Raw genomic sequence first — 13,514 nt, 5'->3', positions numbered from 1 at the left:
CAAGCGCATGACGAAGCTCAGCGTCAACGTCAACAAGGTCGCGCTCCTGCGCAATACGCGCCACCTCGGCATTCCGAGCGTGACCCGCGCGGCGCAGATCGCGCTCGACGCCGGCGCGCACGGCGTCACCGTCCATCCCCGGCCCGACGCGCGCCACATCCGCACCGAGGACGTGCACGAGCTCGCCGCGCTGCTCCGGCGCTACCCGCACGCCGAATACAACATCGAAGGCAATCCGTTCGAGAACGCGCTCGACCTCGTGCGCGAGGTGAAGCCTCACCAGTTCACGCTCGTGCCCGACGATCCGGGCCAGTTCACGTCGGATCACGGCTGGGACATTCCGCGTCACGAAGCGCGTCTGAAACCGCTCATCGCCGAAGTGAAGCGCCTCGGCGTGCGCGTGAGCCTCTTCATGGACGCCGATCCGGACGCGATGGCGGGCGCGGCGGCGGTCGGCGCCGACCGCGTCGAGCTCTATACCGAGCCGTATGCCGCCGCGTTCGGCACCGCGCGCGAAGCCGAAGCGCGCGCGCAGTTCGCCGCCGCCGCGACGGCGGCCGCCGCGGCTGGGCTGGGCGTCAACGCCGGCCACGATCTGAACCAGCAGAACCTGCCGCGCTTCGTCGCCGAGGTGCCGGGCGTGCTCGAAGTCTCTATCGGCCACGCGCTCATCGCCGATGCGCTCGAAGAGGGCCTCGCGGCGACGGTGCGCGGCTACCTCGCAGCGATCGGACACGCTCGTTGATCTACGGCATCGGCATAGACGTGGTCGAGCCGCATCGCATCGAGCGGCTGCTCGGCCTCTACGGCGAGCGCTTCGCGCGCCGCGTGCTCACCGCGGTGGAGTGGCCGGGCTACGAGAAAACGGCGAAGAAGGTGCTGTATGTCTCGAACCGGTTCGCGGCAAAGGAAGCGTTCTCCAAGGCGATGGGCACCGGCTTTCGCTATCCCGTGACGCTGCAGTGCATCAGCGTCGTCCAGAACGGGCTCGGCAAGCCGAGCCTGCAATTCGACTTCAAGCTCCAGGCGATGATGGAACGCGAGCGCATCGTCGGCCACCATCTCACGATCAGCGACGAGAAGAGCCTCGCCTGCGCGTGCGTGGTGCTCGAGTCCGCGACCCACGGGCATGGCTGAGAACAAACCGCTCGGGCCGGTCGTCGCCGACGTCGCCGGTTTGAGGCTCACCGCCGACGACCGCGAGCGGCTGCTGCATCCGCTGGCCGGCGGCGTCATCCTGTTCGCGCGCAACTACGAGTCGCCCGAGCAGCTCTGCGCGCTGACCGCGGAGATCCACGCGCTGCGCGAGCCGGCGCTGCTCGTCGCGGTCGACCACGAAGGCGGGCGCGTGCAGCGTTTTCGCGATGGTTTCACGCGGCTGCCGCCGATGCGCGCCCTCGGCCGCGCGTGGGACCGCAACGCCCAGCACGCGGCGAAGCTCGCCCACGCGTTGGGCTTCATCCTGGCCGCCGAGCTTCGCGCGCACGGCGTCGACCTGTCCTTCGCGCCGGTGCTCGACGTCGACCACGGCTCGAGCAGCGTCATCGGCGACCGCTCGTTCCATCGCGAGCGCGAGGCCGTCGCCGCGCTGGCGGGCGCGCTCACGCAAGGCATGAAGGACGGGGGCATGGCCGCGGTCGGCAAGCATTTCCCCGGCCACGGCCACGTGCGGGCCGATTCGCATAGCGAGCTCCCTGTCGACGAGCGCGAGTACGACGCGATCGAAGCCGACGATCTCGTGCCGTTCGTGCGGCTCATCGAATCGGGTGTGGCGGCGGTGATGCCGGCGCACATCGTCTACGCCAGGGTCGACTCCAAGCCCGCGGGATTCTCCGAGGTGTGGTTGAAGCGCATCCTGCGCGAGCGCCTCGGCTTCGACGGCCTCGTCTTCAGCGACGATCTCTCGATGGAAGGCGCCAAGGCCTTCGGCGACATCGCCACGCGCGCGGGCGCGGCGCTCGACGCGGGCTGCGACATGGTGCTCATCTGCAACGAGCCGCAGACCGTGGACGAGCTGTATCGGCGCATGCACCGCACGATGCCGGCGGTCTCGCTCGCGCGCCTCGCCAGGCTGCACGGCCGGCCCGCCGCGGAATCGACGATCGAGCTGCGCGAGGACGCGCGCTACGTCGCGGCCCTGCACGCCATCGCCGGCCTCGGCGACGAAAGCGGCGAGCTGCCGCTCGCATGAGCGCGCACGCCCACCCCCATCACCACGGCCATGCGCACGACCACGGCGAAGGCCCGCCCGCCTACGCGCTAGCGCTGTCGATCACGCTCGCCTACGCGATCGTCGAGCTTGCGGGCGGCCTCATGTCCGGTTCGCTGGCGCTGGCGAGCGACGCCGGCCACATGTTCTCGGACGCCCTCGCGCTCGCGCTGGCGGCGGGCGCGGCGTGGGTCGCGCGCCGTCCGCCGGGACTGAAGCACTCGTACGGCCTCGCGCGCGCCGAAGTGATCGGCGCGACGCTCAACGGTCTCATCATGCTCGGCATCATCGTGCTGCTGGTGGTCGAGGCGGTGCAGCGGCTGCTCGATCCGCGGCCGGTGACGGCGGTGGCGGTGATGGTCATCGCGGCGATCGGGCTGCTCGTCAACATCGGCGTCATGTTCGTGCTGAGCCGGGGGCACTCCGATCTCAACTCGCGCGCCGCCATGATCCACGTGCTCGGCGATCTCGTGAGCTCGCTCGCCGCGCTGATCGCCGGCGCGGTGGTGTACGTCACCGACTGGGTGCTGATCGACCCGATCCTCTCGCTGCTCATCGCGGTGCTGATCCTGGTCACCACGCTGCGCCTGCTGCGCGACACGCTGCACGTGCTGATGGAAGGGGTGCCCAGCGCGTTCGACATGGCGCAGATCGGCGGGGCGCTCGCGCGCGTGGCCGGCGTGGTCACGGTGCACGACCTGCACATCTGGAGCATCGGCAGCGAGCGCGCCGCGCTGTCGGCGCACGTCGACATCGAGCGCCTCGAAGACTGGCCGCGCATCCTCCAGGCGAGCCGCGAGATGCTGCATGCCGAATACGGCATCGATCACGTGACGCTGCAGCCGGAGCTCGTCGATCCGCGGCCGCAACGTGCGACGGTCACCGTCTGGCCGCGCGGGCAGCGACCCTCATGAGCGCCGCGTTCACTACCGACTGCCGCGCGTGCCCGAGGCTGTCGAAGCACCTCGCCGGCGTGCGCGAGGAGTATGCGGACTATCATGGCCGACCCGTCGCGCCTTTCGGCGCCGCCAGGCCGGACCTGCTCGTCGTCGGACTCGCGCCCGGCATGCACGGCGCGAATCGCACCGGGCGGCCGTTCACCGGCGATTACGCGGGCATCCTTCTTTATGAGACGCTGCACCGTTACGGCTACGCGAACCGGCCGGTGTCGGTCGCGCCGGAAGACGGCCTGAAGCTCAAGCGCTGCCGCATCACCAACGCGGTGAAATGCCTGCCGCCCGGGAACAAACCGGAGACGTCCGAGGTGCGGCAATGCAACGCCTATCTCAAGGCGGAGCTGGAGGCGCTGCCCGGGCGCGCCGCGATCCTCGCGCTCGGCGCGATCGCGCACCAGGCGGTGCTGATGGCCCTGGGACTGAAGCGCAACGGGCACCCGTTCGCCCATGCGGCCCGCCACGTGCTTCCCGACGGCAAGGTGCTTTTCGACAGCTACCATTGCAGCCGCTACAACACCAACACGCGCCGGCTCACCGAGGCCATGTTCCGCGACGTCTTCGAGCGCATCGGCGAGCATCTCGCGAACGGGTCGTGACATGGCAGACGTCGCCGAGATCATCGCCGGATTGCCGCACCTGCCGGGCGTCTACCGCATGCTGAACGAGGCGGGGGAGGTGCTGTACGTCGGCAAGGCGCTCGATCTGAGGAAGCGCGTGTCGTCGTACTTCCAGAAGACCGCCGGCCACAGCCCGCGCATCGCGATCATGGTGGGGCAGGTCGCGAACGTCGAGACGACGGTCACCCGCTCCGAAGGCGAGGCGCTGCTCCTCGAGAACAACCTGATCAAGGCGCTCAACCCGCGCTACAACATCCTTTTCCGCGACGACAAGTCGTATCCCTATCTCGTCGTCACCGGCCACGAATACCCGCGCCTCGGCTTCCACCGCGGCAGCCTCGACGCGCGCCATCATTACTACGGCCCGTTCCCCGGCGCCGGCGCGGTGCGCGAGAGCATCCAGCTCATGCAGAAGGTCTTCCGCATCCGCACCTGCGAGGACACGGTGTTCACCAACCGCTCGCGGCCGTGCCTCCTGCACCAGATCAAGCGCTGCACGGCGCCGTGCGTGCACCTGATCGACGCGGCGGGTTACGCGGAAGACGTGAAGAGCGCCGAGCTCTTCCTCTCCGGCAAGGAAGACGAGGTCATGGAGCGGCTCGAAGCGCGCATGGAGTCGTCGGCCGAGCGCATGGAATACGAAGAAGCCGCGATCGTGCGCGACCAGATCACGGCGCTGCGCCGCGTGCGCGAGCGCCAGTTCGTGAGCGACGAGGGCGGGCGCGACACCGACGTCGTCGCCCTGCATCGCGTCTCCGGCATCACCTGCGTGAACCTCGTCATGATCCGCGGCGGCCACCATCTCGGCGACAAGAACTTCTTTCCGAAGAACGCCGAGGAGTTCTCCGAGGACGAGGTGCTCGAAGCGTTCATCGCCCAGCATTACCTGCGCCACGGCATCCCGCGGCAGATCGTCGTCGGCGCGGGCTTCCAGCCCGGCGCGCTCGAGGAGGCGCTGTCGCAGCAGGCGGGCCGCAAGGTGCACATCAACGTCAATCCGACCGGGCCGCGCCGGGTGTGGCTGGAGATGGCGCAGAAGAACGCGCAGCTCGGCGCAGAGCAGGCGGCGAGCTCGCAGTCGACCGCCGAGCGCAGGCTCACCGCGCTCCAGCAGGCGCTCGAGCTCGGCGAATCGATGCAGCGCATCGAGTGCTTCGATATCAGCCATACCATGGGCGAGGCGACAGTGGCCTCGTGCGTCGTATACGATCGCGGGGCCATGCAGAAGAGCGAATACCGGCGCTACAACATCCGCAGCGTCGAGCCCGGCGACGATTACGGCGCGATGCGCGAGGTGCTGTCGCGCCGCTACGGCAAGATCGTGGCGAGCGAGGGCAAGCTGCCCGACCTGGTGCTGATCGACGGCGGCAAGGGACAGCTCGGGGTGGCGGTCGAAGTCTTCACCGAGCTGGGCCTGACCGACGTGCCGCTCGTGGGAGTCGCCAAAGGCGAGGAGCGCAAGCCCGGGCTCGAGCAGCTCTTCATCCCGAACAAGCCCGAGGCGCTGGTGCTCGGTCCCGACCATCCGGCGTTGCATCTCATCCAGCAGGTCCGCGACGAGGCGCATCGCTTCGCGATCACCGGCCACCGCGCGCGGCGCGCCAAGGCGCGCAACGTCTCGCCGCTGGAAGCGATCTCGGGCATCGGCGCGAAGCGCCGGCAGCGCCTGCTCGTGCGCTTCGGCGGCATGCGCGGGCTGCTCGCCGCGAGCGTCGACGACCTGGCGCAGGTCGACGGCATCAGCCGCGTGCTCGCGGAGAAGATCTACGAGGAGCTGCACTGATGCCGCTCAACCTGCCGAACCTGCTCACGTGGGCGCGGATCCTCCTGATACCGCTGTTCGTGGGAATCTTCTATTTCGACAAGAGCTGGGTCTCGGCGCCGAACCAGAACCTCGTCGCCACCGTCATCTTCACCGCGGCGGCGATCACCGACTGGCTCGACGGCTGGCTCGCCCGCAAGCTCAACCAGACCTCCGCCTTCGGGGCGTTCCTCGACCCGGTGGCCGACAAGGTGATGGTTGCGGCAGCGCTCATCGTCCTGGTGCATCTCGGGCGCGTGCACGCGGTCGTCGCGCTCATCATCATCGGCCGCGAGATCACCATCTCGGCGCTGCGCGAGTGGATGGCCAAGATCGGGGAGGCCAAGAGCGTCGCGGTGTCGATGCTCGGCAAGATCAAGACGGTGTCGCAGATGGTGGCGATCCCGATGCTGCTCTATTACGACCCGATCGGCGCCTTCGATCCCCAGTACTGGGGGACGTGGCTCGTCTATATCGCCGCCGTCCTGACCCTCGTGTCCATGGTGTGGTACCTGAAGCTCTCGCTGCCGCTCGCGTGGAAGCGGTAGTTGCCCCAAAACTTTGTATTCGCGTATAATTCGCAGCTCGACGCGGGAATAGCTCAGTTGGTAGAGCGCAACCTTGCCAAGGTTGAGGTCGCGAGTTCGAGCCTCGTTTCCCGCTCCAGAATTCTCCCCGGGGGAAACATTCGTTTCCCCCTCTTTTTTGTCCCGTGCGCGCCGGACGCCCGTCCGATGCGCTGGCAGCACACCCCGGGCGGGGTGGCAGAGTGGTTATGCAGCGGCCTGCAAAGCCGTGTACGCCGGTTCGATTCCGACCCCCGCCTCCAGCCAGTTATCTAATACGATAACTATAAGAATCCGCGGAACATTCACGGCGCCGACGAAAGCTGTCGCGGTGGGTGGAACTTGAAAACGTTGCCGTGGATCTGGCAGTACCCGCGAGTCGCCGATCAAACTTTGAAATACGACTCGGCATTCCGGTAAAGGATCTTGTCGAGCACCTCTTCCGGGTAGCCGAGTGAGCGCCAGTCGGCGACGATCTTCTCGTACTCCAGAACGGGAAAGTCGGCGCCGATCATCACTGACTGGCTCCAATAAGAAGCGCGTACCCCCGATGACGAATGCATCCCAGGCACGCCTATCGGCGGGCTTTGGATATGACTGCGTACTCGCCCCCAGCCCCGTATGGACCCGCAACATGTTCATTGCAACACGTTCCGCGAGTGCTGGTTGATTTGGGTATCCGGGCGGATGCCGTGATATCCGTATAGGCCGCTGCTCCCCGGCATTCGCGGATACGGAGAACGCGCGCTTCTACGCCCATGGCGGGAGCGTCAATTACGCGGTGACCGAATCGCCCTCGGTCACGGCGCTCGGCTCTTCGCGCGCCACGAGCGGGTACAACAGCGGCAGCAGGACGAGAGTGAACAGCGTCGCCGATACGATGCCGCCGACGATGACCACGGCGAACGGCCGTTGCGTCTCCGAGCCGATGCCATGCGAGAGCGCGGCGGGCATCAGGCCGATACCCGCCATCAGCGCGGTCATCAGGATCGGCCGCAGCCGGTCCGCCGCGCCCTCGAGCACCGCGACGCCTACGCTGCGGCCGTTGCGTATGAGCTCGTTGAACTGCGAAGCCATGATCACTCCGTTCTGCACCGAGATCCCCGCAACGGCTATGAATCCGACCGCGGCCGACACCGACAGGTGCAGCCCCGCGACGGCGAGGCCCGCGAGGCCGCCGATGAGCGTGAACGGTATCATCGACACGACCAGCAACGCCTGCCTCATCGACCTGAACGCCCAGAAGAGCAGCACGAAGATCCCGAGCACGGACAAGGGCACGATGATTTTCAGCCGGGCGATCGCCCGCTGCTGGTTCTCGAACTGTCCGCCCCACGTGATGTAGTAACCCTCCGGCAGCTTCACCTGCGCGTCGACTTTCGCCATCGCCTCGTCGACGAAGCTGCCCTGGTCCCGCCCGAGCAGGTTCGCTTTGACCGCGACGTTGCGTCCGCCGGCTTCGCGCGATACGCGCCCGACGCCTTGCTTCACCGCGATGTCCGCGATCGCCGCCAACGGTATCGTGCCTGCGCCGCCGGGGAGAGCGACGGGCAGATCGGCGACATCGTCGACGGCGTCGCGGAACTCGGGTGCAAGGCGGACCGTCACGTTGAAGCGGCGATCGCCTTCGAAGAAAGTATTGACGATCGTGCCGGCGAGCGCGGCTTCGACCGTCGAGTTGACGTCGGCGACGTTGATGCCGTACCGCGCCATGCGCGCGCGGTCGAGATTGATCGTGAGCTCACTCTGCCCGCCGACCTTGGACGCGCCGACGTCCGCGGCGCCGCGGATGCCCGCGAGAACGCGCGCGATCTGCTCGCTCTTTTGCTCGAGAATCTCGAGGTTGGGGCCGAACACCTTCACGACGATCTCGCCTTTGGCGCCGGACAGCGCCTCGTTGACGTTGTCTTCGATCACCTGCGAGAAGTTGGTCGGCAGTCCCGGAATGACCTTCAGCTTCGCGGTCATGTCCGCGATCATGTCGTCCTTGCGCGCGAAGCGCCACGTGTCGCGGGGCTTGAGGTCGGCCATGATCTCCACGTTGTTCGGCCCTTTCGGGTCGGTGCCGTCGTCGGGCCTGCCGATCTGCGTCACGATGCTGTTCACCTCGGGATAACCGCGCAGGATGCTGCGAACGTGCTGTTCGATCGCCTTGGTCGTGTCGATGTTCGTCGAAGGCGGCAGCGTGATCGTGAGCCAGATGTTGCCTTCATCGAGCTTCGGGAGGAACTCGCTGCCCAGCCTCGGCGCGAGCGCCAGCGCAATCGCGAGCGCGACGCAGCTCGCGGCCGTGACGGCGATGCGCCGCGGGAACGTGCTCTGCAGGAAGCTGCGGTAGCGCGTCTGCAGCGCATGCATCCAGCGCGAGTGCTTCTCGGCGAAATCGGTGTATCGCAGCGAGAAGCTGACGAGCGCCGGAACGAGCGTGAGCGTGAGCACGATGGCGCCGAGCAGGGCGAACGACAGCGTGTACGCCATCGGAGCGAAGATCTTCCCTTCGACCCGCTGGAACGTGAAGATCGGCAGGAACGCCAGGATGATGATCGCCTTGGAGAAGAGGATCGGCGGGCCCATCTCCAGGGTCACGGCTTTGAGCGTATGCAGCCGCCAGCCGTAGCCCGAGTGCGCGGGATTGTCGTCGTGGCCGGTGAGCGCGAGGCGCACCATCAGCGCCTCGACGAGAACCACCGCACTGTCGATGATGATGCCGAAGTCGACCGCGCCGAGCGAAATGAGGTTGGCCGCGATGCCTTTGGCGTCCATCAGCGAGAACGCGATCAGCAGCGAGAGCGGAATTACCACCGCGACCGCCAGCGCCGCGTGCCCGTTGCGCAGAAAGATGATGAGTACCGCCACGACGAGGGCGGCGCCGATCGCGAGGTTCTCGGTGACGGTATGGACGGTGTGCTTCACGAGCTCGGTGCGGTCGTAGAACGGATGGATCTTCACGCCCGGCGGCAGACGCCCGGACACGCGCTCGACCTCGCGCTTGAGCTCGTCGACGACTTTTGCGGGATCCTGGCCCTTGATCATCTGCACGACGCCCTGGACGACCTGGGCGCGCTCGTTGAACGCGACGATGCCGGTCCTCACGCGCGAGCCGACCTCGACCGTGCCGAGGTCGCCCACCACGATCGGCCTCCCGCCGCGGCTCGCCACCACGACACGGGCGATGTCGTCGATGCTCTCGAAGATGCCCACGCTGCGGATCACGAGGGCCTCCTCGCCCCGCGCGAGCAGGCCGCCGCCGGTGTTCGCGCTGTTGGCGCCGAGCGCCACCGAGACCTGGTCGATCGTCACGCCGTATTTGCGTAGCTGCGACGGGTCGATCTTCGCCTGGTATTCCTTGATCGTTCCGCCGAAGCTCACCACGTCCGCGACGCCGCTGACGCGGCGCAGCGCGGGACGGATGATCCAGTCCTGGACCGCCCGCACCTCGTAGAGCGGCATGCCGGGAGGCGCTTCGATGACGTAGCGGTAGATCTCACCGATGGCGTTCGTGAGCGGCGCCAGCGTCGGCTGCACGTTGGCGGGCAGGGCGACCCCCTGCAGCCGTTCCAGCACCTGCGCGCGCGCGAAGTAATCGTTGGTATTGTCCGAAAACGTGAGCGTGATGACCGAGAGCCCCGTGATCGACACCGAGCGCAGTTGCGTCATGCGCGGCACGCCGCCCATCTCGAGCTCGATGGGGAGCGTGATGCTGCGCTCGACTTCCTCGGGGGCCTTGCCGGGGGCCTGGGTGATGATGATGACCTGGACGTCCTGCACATCAGGAAAGGCCTCGACGGGGAGGTCTTGCCACGCCCGCCAGCCGGCGATGGCGACGATCAGCGCCGCCGCGACCACGAAAACGCGCTGCTGGAGAGCGAAGGTGATGATGCGATCGAGCACGTCAGTTCCGCGACGCGAGCTCTGACTCGAGCAGCAGGGTCCCGCTCGCCACTACGCGCTCGCCCTCTACAAGACCGGCTCGGACGTAGCTCTGATCGCGGCCCTGGAGGCCGAGCGTCACCTTCCGCTTCTCGAAGGCGCCGGGCTGCGTCTCGACGTAGACGAAGCTGTACAGTCCCTGACTGATGAGCGCCGTGTTGGGTACCCGGACGAGCTTCTCGCGCTCGTCGCGCAGCGGGATGACGCGCGCGAACATCTCGGGCTTGAGCAACTGCCGCGGGTTGTTGACGACGCAGCGCACCTGGACGCGCCGTGTCGCAGGATCGAGCACCTGGCCGATCGACGCGATCCGGCCGTTGATGTCGACGCCGGCGTACGCGTCGGTCTCCACCGAGACCGTCTGGCCCACCGCGACCTTGCCGAGAAAGCGCTCCGGCAGCTCCACGATCACCCAGACGTGCGCCGGATCGGTGATGATGAAAAGCGGATCGGGTGCGTCGGGCCTCACTTCCGCGCCGGGGTTGAGCTTGCGGTCCGCCACCACGCCGGCGATCGGCGAGCGCAGCGAGAGCTTGCCGTCGTTGGGCGCGCGCGTGCCCGCCGTCAGGTTGCGGAGGCGAAGATCGGCGCGGCGCAGCTCGGTCTGGGCCTGTCTGAGGTCGGTCTCGGACGATTCGACGTCCTTGCGCGGCACGACGCCACCTTCCAGCAGTTCTTTGGCGCGTGCGTAAGCACGGGTCCTCTGCTGCACGTCGGCTTGCGCTTTGCCGAGATCGGCCGAAGCCGTTGCGTAATCCGGCGCATCGATCCACGCGAGCGGCGATCCCGCGCCGACTCGGTCACCGGGCTGCACTTCGATGCGCGTGACGCGGCCGGCGATCGGCGAGGTCACGCGCGCCGTGTAGTTCTCGTCGTAAGCGACACGGCCGTTGAGCGGATCGAGCAGCGGCTCAGGCAGTGCGACCACCTGCTCGGTCTTGATGAACTGAAGCTGCGGTGAATCCGCCGCGAAGCGCGCCGTGCGCGAGTCGGGACCTGCGAGCTCATGCTGCACCGGCGCGGGCGCTGCCGCGGTCGTGCGCTCCCGCTGCCACAGCGAGCCGGCAGCAAAGCACAGCGCGGCAAGCCCGATGCAGGTGAGTGTTGTGGCGAGGATGCGGGACGTCATGAGCCGTGATCTGCGGGTCTTTCGTCCACCCGCAACGGCAGCCGGGCCGCGTCAGGGACGAAGGGGCGGCAGGATAACCGGGTATTCCTTTCGCGAATCTTGCAGCGGTCCTTACGCCGGGCATTGACGCGTCAGGGGCAAGCCATGATGATGCCGCCGTGCGCATACTACTGGTCGAAGATGACGCGATCCTCGCTGACGGCGTGGCCGCGTCGCTGCGCAGCCTCGGCTACGCGGTCGACTGCATGGCCACCGGCGAGCAGGCAGACCAGGCGCTCGCCGTAGAAGAGTACGACCTCGCCATCCTCGATATCGAGATCCCGGTGTTCGACGGCTTCGAGGTGTTGCGGCGGATGCGCCGGCGCAGATCGAGCGTGCCGGTGCTCGTGCTTACCGCACGCGATGGGGTGCACGATCGCATCCACGGCCTCGACCTCGGCGCCGACGACTATCTCGTCAAGCCTTTCGAGATGGGGGAGCTCGAAGCCCGCATCCGTGCGCTCGTGCGGCGCGCTCAGGGGCTCGCCGATAACCGCATCGAGCTGGCGCGTCTCTCCGTCGACCTGCGCGGGCGCCGCGCGCTGCTCGACGGCGCGGGCCTCGACCTTTCGGCCCGCGAATTCGAAGTGCTCGAAGTGCTCGCGTCGCGCTCAGGGCGCGTCGTCAGCAAGGACGCGCTGATCGCGAGCCTTTACCAGTGGGATGAGGACGTGAGCTCGAACGCGATCGAGATCCACGTGCACCGCCTGCGCAAGAAGCTGCAAGGCGCTGGTGTGGAGATCAAGACGATTCGCGGGTTGGGTTATCTGCTCCGCGCAGCCGAACAGGGCGCGCACAGTTGAGCGGCGCCGGCGCCGCGCGCGGCCCGACGCTGCGCCGGCAGCTTCTGTGGGCGCTGATTCCGCCGATGCTGCTCGTCGTCGCCGCGGCCGGCGCGCTGTCGTATACGGTGGCGTGGCGTTCGGCGACCGAAGCGTACGACAGCGCGCTGTTCGATTCCGCGCGCTCGCTCGCGCAGCAAATTCACCTGAGCGCTGCGGCGCCGTCGCTCGACCTCCCCAAGGCCGCACGGGACATCCTGCTGGCCGATCCGTACGACCGCGTGTTTTTCACCGTGCTCGACGGGAACGACGCGGCGATCGCCGGCAACGCCGCGGTTCCCGCGCCGCCGGCGGCGCCGTCGAAGGACGCGCCGGTGCAGTTCTACGATGCGCAGATCGCGCGCGACCACGTTCGGGTCGCTACCTACGCGATCTTCACCGGTGCCGGCCGTCCCGCCGCCACCGTGCGTTACGCCGAGACGCTCATCAAGCGCAGACGCTTGTCGGAACGGCTCATCTGGACAGTCGTCCTGCCGCTCGTGTTCGCGGTGGTCATCGTCACCTCGATCGTGGGCTACGGCGTGCGCAAGGGTCTCGCCCCGCTCGGCGACCTCGCCCTGGCGCTCGGACGTAGAGGCTGGGGCGATCTGCGGCCCGTCACACAAGCGCGCACCCCCGACGAGGTAAAGCCGCTCGTCGATGCGCTGAATGACCTCATCGAGCGCCTTTCGGCCTCGCAGGAGGCGCAGCAGCGCTTCATCGCCGAAGCGGCGCACCAACTGCGCACCCCGCTCGCCGCGCTGGCGGCGCAGACCGAGCGCGCGCTCCTCGCCGCCGACGTCGAGAGCATCACCCCGGCTCTGACGCAGCTTCAATCGTCGGCCCGGCGAGTCATCCGGCTCGTGAACCAGCTACTGACGCTCGCTCGCGCCGAGCCCGGCAACGACCCGCGACACGTAATCGCTCCACTCGACCTGTCGCAACTCGTGCAGAACGTCTGCCGCGAATGGGTTCCCGAAGCGCTCCAGCGCAGCGTCGATCTCGGGTTCGTCGGCGAGGCCGGGCGCTGCGAGGTCGTCGGGCATGAGGCGCTGCTCACCGAGATGCTCAATAACCTCATCGATAACGCGCTGCGCTACGGAGCGAGAGCGGGCGGTGCGATCACCGTGAGGCTCCACTGCGGTGACGCGACCGAGATTTCGGTCGAGGACGACGGCCCGGGCATCGCGCCTGCGGAACGCGCGGACATCTTCGAGCGCTTTCATCGGCTTCCCGGAAGCCCTCCCGGCGGCTCGGGACTGGGGCTTGCGATCGTGCGAGAGATCGCCCGGTTACACCACGGAAACGTCAGCGTGGAGGAGCGGCTCGGAGGCGGTGCGGTATTCCGCGTGCGCTTGTCCCGGTCGCCGCTTGATGTAGGACAGGGGCGCGCGCCGGCTGCTGGTCATAGTCTCGGCAACGGTGCCGCCTGAGGCTGCCTCGCGC

At 67.7% G+C, this 13,514-nt stretch carries 12 protein-coding genes and 2 tRNA genes; 11 read left to right on the top strand and 3 right to left on the bottom strand.

Going from position 1 to position 13,514, the window contains the following annotated elements:
• Positions 1-7: 7 nt before the first annotated feature.
• The 9 genes from VHP37_32530 (at position 8) to VHP37_32490 (ending at position 6,412) form a co-directional block, all read left to right on the top strand.
• Positions 8-745 carry a pyridoxine 5'-phosphate synthase gene (locus VHP37_32530; protein ID HEX2831105.1) on the top strand — a complete coding sequence of 246 codons (738 nt, stop codon included), beginning with the start codon at positions 8-10 and terminating at the stop codon, positions 743-745.
• Positions 742-1,137 (top strand): holo-ACP synthase, encoded by a 396-nt coding sequence (acpS, locus tag VHP37_32525; GenBank protein HEX2831104.1) that lies wholly within the window; start codon positions 742-744, stop codon positions 1,135-1,137. The genes VHP37_32530 and acpS overlap by 4 nt, the downstream gene beginning before the upstream one ends.
• Positions 1,130-2,191, top strand: a complete 1,062-nt coding sequence (nagZ, locus tag VHP37_32520; protein ID HEX2831103.1) for a beta-N-acetylhexosaminidase — start codon at positions 1,130-1,132, stop codon at positions 2,189-2,191. The genes acpS and nagZ overlap by 8 nt, the downstream gene beginning before the upstream one ends.
• Complete coding sequence (locus VHP37_32515; protein HEX2831102.1) at positions 2,188-3,123, top strand: cation diffusion facilitator family transporter; 936 nt, start codon at positions 2,188-2,190, stop codon at positions 3,121-3,123. Before nagZ ends, VHP37_32515 begins: the two co-directional genes overlap by 4 nt.
• On the top strand, positions 3,120-3,761 hold the full coding sequence (locus VHP37_32510; GenBank protein ID HEX2831101.1) for a uracil-DNA glycosylase: 642 nt from the start codon (positions 3,120-3,122) through the stop codon (positions 3,759-3,761). The genes VHP37_32515 and VHP37_32510 overlap by 4 nt, the downstream gene beginning before the upstream one ends.
• Before the next feature lies 1 nt (position 3,762).
• Positions 3,763-5,565: an excinuclease ABC subunit UvrC gene (gene uvrC, locus VHP37_32505; protein HEX2831100.1), complete on the top strand. Its 1,803-nt coding sequence runs from the start codon at positions 3,763-3,765 to the stop codon at positions 5,563-5,565.
• On the top strand, positions 5,565-6,131 hold the full coding sequence (gene pgsA, locus VHP37_32500) for a CDP-diacylglycerol--glycerol-3-phosphate 3-phosphatidyltransferase (protein ID HEX2831099.1): 567 nt from the start codon (positions 5,565-5,567) through the stop codon (positions 6,129-6,131). The genes uvrC and pgsA overlap by 1 nt, the downstream gene beginning before the upstream one ends.
• Before the next feature lie 42 nt (positions 6,132-6,173).
• Positions 6,174-6,249, top strand: a tRNA-Gly gene (locus VHP37_32495).
• An 89-nt stretch (positions 6,250-6,338) separates the two neighbouring features.
• Positions 6,339-6,412: transfer RNA gene (locus VHP37_32490), tRNA-Cys, on the top strand.
• 123 nt (positions 6,413-6,535) lie between these two features.
• Here the strand turns inward: VHP37_32490 and VHP37_32485 are convergent.
• From VHP37_32485 to VHP37_32475, 3 genes are all read right to left on the bottom strand, one after another.
• Positions 6,536-6,664, bottom strand: a complete 129-nt coding sequence (locus VHP37_32485; GenBank protein HEX2831098.1) for a hypothetical protein — start codon at positions 6,662-6,664, stop codon at positions 6,536-6,538.
• Between the two features lie 259 nt (positions 6,665-6,923).
• Positions 6,924-10,040, bottom strand: a complete 3,117-nt coding sequence (locus VHP37_32480; protein ID HEX2831097.1) for a CusA/CzcA family heavy metal efflux RND transporter — start codon at positions 10,038-10,040, stop codon at positions 6,924-6,926.
• Between the two features lies 1 nt (position 10,041).
• Complete coding sequence (locus tag VHP37_32475; protein ID HEX2831096.1) at positions 10,042-11,208, bottom strand: efflux RND transporter periplasmic adaptor subunit; 1,167 nt, start codon at positions 11,206-11,208, stop codon at positions 10,042-10,044.
• 158 nt (positions 11,209-11,366) lie between these two features.
• On the opposite strand from VHP37_32475, the gene VHP37_32470 reads away from it, so the two are divergent.
• Positions 11,367-12,050: a response regulator gene (locus VHP37_32470; GenBank protein ID HEX2831095.1), complete on the top strand. Its 684-nt coding sequence runs from the start codon at positions 11,367-11,369 to the stop codon at positions 12,048-12,050.
• Positions 12,047-13,501, top strand: a complete 1,455-nt coding sequence (locus VHP37_32465) for a sensor histidine kinase N-terminal domain-containing protein (protein HEX2831094.1) — start codon at positions 12,047-12,049, stop codon at positions 13,499-13,501. Before VHP37_32470 ends, VHP37_32465 begins: the two co-directional genes overlap by 4 nt.
• Positions 13,502-13,514: the final 13 nt, after the last annotated feature.

The organism is Burkholderiales bacterium (assembly GCA_036262035.1).
Classification (GTDB): Bacteria; Pseudomonadota; Gammaproteobacteria; order Burkholderiales; family SG8-41; genus JAQGMV01.
This window is presented reverse-complemented; position numbering and strand designations above follow the sequence as displayed.

Bases quoted from the DNA above. Each gene is read 5' to 3' on its own strand.
- VHP37_32530 (HEX2831105.1), top strand. From the start codon at position 8: ATGACGAAGCTCAGCGTCAACGTCAACAAGGTCGCGCTCCTGCGCAAT.
- nagZ (HEX2831103.1), top strand. From the start codon at position 1,130: ATGGCTGAGAACAAACCGCTCGGGCCGGTCGTCGCCGACGTCGCCGGT.
- VHP37_32515 (HEX2831102.1), top strand. From the start codon at position 2,188: ATGAGCGCGCACGCCCACCCCCATCACCACGGCCATGCGCACGACCAC.
- VHP37_32510 (HEX2831101.1), top strand. From the start codon at position 3,120: ATGAGCGCCGCGTTCACTACCGACTGCCGCGCGTGCCCGAGGCTGTCG.
- uvrC (HEX2831100.1), top strand. From the start codon at position 3,763: ATGGCAGACGTCGCCGAGATCATCGCCGGATTGCCGCACCTGCCGGGC.
- pgsA (HEX2831099.1), top strand. From the start codon at position 5,565: ATGCCGCTCAACCTGCCGAACCTGCTCACGTGGGCGCGGATCCTCCTG.
- VHP37_32485 (HEX2831098.1), bottom strand. From the start codon at position 6,664: ATGATCGGCGCCGACTTTCCCGTTCTGGAGTACGAGAAGATCGTCGCC.
- VHP37_32475 (HEX2831096.1), bottom strand. From the start codon at position 11,208: ATGACGTCCCGCATCCTCGCCACAACACTCACCTGCATCGGGCTTGCC.